Origin of the sequence: Streptomyces sp. JJ38, from assembly GCF_019303475.1 — a bacterium.
Taxonomy (GTDB): domain Bacteria; phylum Actinomycetota; class Actinomycetes; order Streptomycetales; family Streptomycetaceae; genus Streptomyces.
In genome coordinates this window covers 1-2,500 of record NZ_JABLSI010000039.1, presented here as the reverse complement: position 1 = coordinate 2,500, position 2,500 = coordinate 1, and the positions used below count along the sequence as shown (strand labels likewise).

General features: G+C 56.9%; 1 rRNA gene (cut by a window edge). It reads left to right on the top strand.

From position 1 onward, the window contains the following. Positions 1–2,477 (top strand): 23S ribosomal RNA (locus HPT28_RS19930); it begins 613 nt to the left of the window's first position. The last annotated feature ends 23 nt before the right edge of the window (positions 2,478–2,500 follow it).

Here is a 2,500-nt window from a genome sequence, read left to right as displayed (position 1 = left end):
AAGCCGTGGGAGCGTCGCNGTCGTGACTGCGTGCCTTTTGAAGAATGAGCCTGCGAGTTTGCGGTATGTTGCGAGGTTAACCCGTGTGGGGGAGCCGTAGCGAAAGCGAGTCCGAAGAGGGCGTTGAGTAGCGTGCCCTAGACCCGAAGCGGAGTGATCTAGCCATGGGCAGGGTGAAGCGGCTGTAAGAGGTCGTGGAGGCCCGAACCCACCAGGGTTGAAAACCTGGGGGATGACCTGTGGTTAGGGGTGAAAGGCCAATCAAACTCCGTGATAGCTGGTTCTCCCCGAAATGCATTTAGGTGCAGCGTCGTGTGTTTCTTGCCGGAGGTAGAGCACTGGATAGGCGATGGGCCTTACCGGGTTACTGACCTTAGCCAAACTCCGAATGCCGGTAAGTGAGAGCGCGGCAGTGAGACTGTGGGGGATAAGCTCCATGGTCGAGAGGGAAACAGCCCAGAGCATCGACTAAGGCCCCTAAGCGTGTGCTAAGTGGGAAAGGATGTGGAGTCGCAGAGACAACCAGGAGGTTGGCTTAGAAGCAGCCATCCTTGAAAGAGTGCGTAATAGCTCACTGGTCAAGTGATTCCGCGCCGATAATGTAGCGGGGCTCAAGTACACCGCCGAAGTCGTGTCACTCACACNAGTGCCTTAACGGGTGTGTGGGTGGGTAGGGGAGCGTCGTGTGCCGGGTGAAGCAGCACCGTAAGGTAGTTGTGGATGGTTCACGAGTGAGAATGCAGGCATGAGTAGCGATACAAGAGTGGGAAACTCTTGCGCCGATTGACTAAGGGTTCCTGGGTCAAGCTGATCTGCCCAGGGTAAGTCGGGGCCTAAGGCGAGGCCGACAGGCGTAGTCGATGGATAACCGGTTGATATTCCGGTACCCGCTGTGGAGCGTCCAACACTGAATCTTCTGATGCTAAGGCCGTGAAGCCCCCTGNGTGGGTGTGGTGGAGCCGCTGACCCGAGGGGGTAGTAGGTGAGTGATGGGGTGACGCAGGAAGGTAGTCCATCCCGGGCGGTGGTTGTCCCGGGGTAAGGGTGTAGCCCGAGAGGTAGGTAAATCCGTCTCTCGTTATAGGGGTGAGACCTGATGCCGAGCCGTTGTGGTGAAGTGGATGATCCTATGCTGTCGAGAAAAGCCTCTAGCGAGTTTCATGGCGGCCCGTACCCTAAACCGACTCAGGTGGTCTGGTAGAGAATACCGAGGCGTTCGGGTGAACTATGGTTAAGGAACTCGGCAAAATGCCCCCGTAACTTCGGGAGAAGGGGGGCCTCTTCTGGTGATCCCACGTGCTGGGTGAGCTGGGGGTGGCCGCAGAGACCAGCGAGAAGCGACTGTTTACTAAAAACACAGGTCCGTGCGAAGCCGTAAGGCGATGTATACGGACTGACGCCTGCCCGGTGCTGGAACGTTAAGGGGACCGGTTAGCTGCGTTTCGGCGTGGCGAAGCTGAGAACTTAAGCGCCAGTAAACGGCGGTGGTAACTATAACCATCCTAAGGTAGCGAAATTCCTTGTCGGGTAAGTTCCGACCTGCACGAATGGCGTAACGACTTCTTGACTGTCTCAACCATAGGCCCGGTGAAATTGCAGTACGAGTAAAGATGCTCGTTTCGCGCAGCAGGACGGAAAGACCCCGGGACCTTTACTATAGCTTGATATTGGTGTTCGGTTCGGCTTGTGTAGGATAGGTGGGAGACTGTGAAGTCATCACGCTAGTGGTGGTGGAGTCGTTGTTGAAATACCACTCTGGTCGTGCTGGATGTCTAACCTGGGTCCGTGATCCGGATCAGGGACAGTGTCTGGTGGGTAGTTTAACTGGGGCGGTTGCCTCCCAAAGGGTAACGGAGGCGCCCAAAGGTTCCCTCAGCCTGGTTGGTCATCAGGTGGTGAGTGTAAGTGCACAAGGGAGCTTGACTGTGAGACTGACGGGTCGAGCAGGGACGAAAGTCGGGACTAGTGATCCGGCGGTGGCTTGTGGAAGCGCCGTCGCTCAACGGATAAAAGGTACCCCGGGGATAACAGGCTGATCTTCCCCAAGAGTCCATATCGACGGGATGGTTTGGCACCTCGATGTCGGCTCGTCGCATCCTGGGGCTGGAGTCGGTCCCAAGGGTTGGGCTGTTCGCCCATTAAAGCGGTACGCGAGCTGGGTTTAGAACGTCGTGAGACAGTTCGGTCCCTATCCGCTGTGCGCGTAGGAGTCTTGAGAAGGGCTGTCCCTAGTACGAGAGGACCGGGACGGACGGACCTCTGGTGTGCCAGTTGTTCTGCCAAGGGCATGGCTGGTTGGCTACGTTCGGAAAGGATAACCGCTGAAAGCATCTAAGCGGGAAGCCTGCTTCGAGATGAGGGCTCCCTCCTCCTTGAGAGGGTAAGGCTCCCGGTAGACGACCGGGTTGATAGGCCGGATATGGAAGCTCAGTGATGGGTGGAGTTGACCGGTACTAATAGGCCGAGGGCTTGTCCATAGTTGCTTGCGTCCACTGTGTAG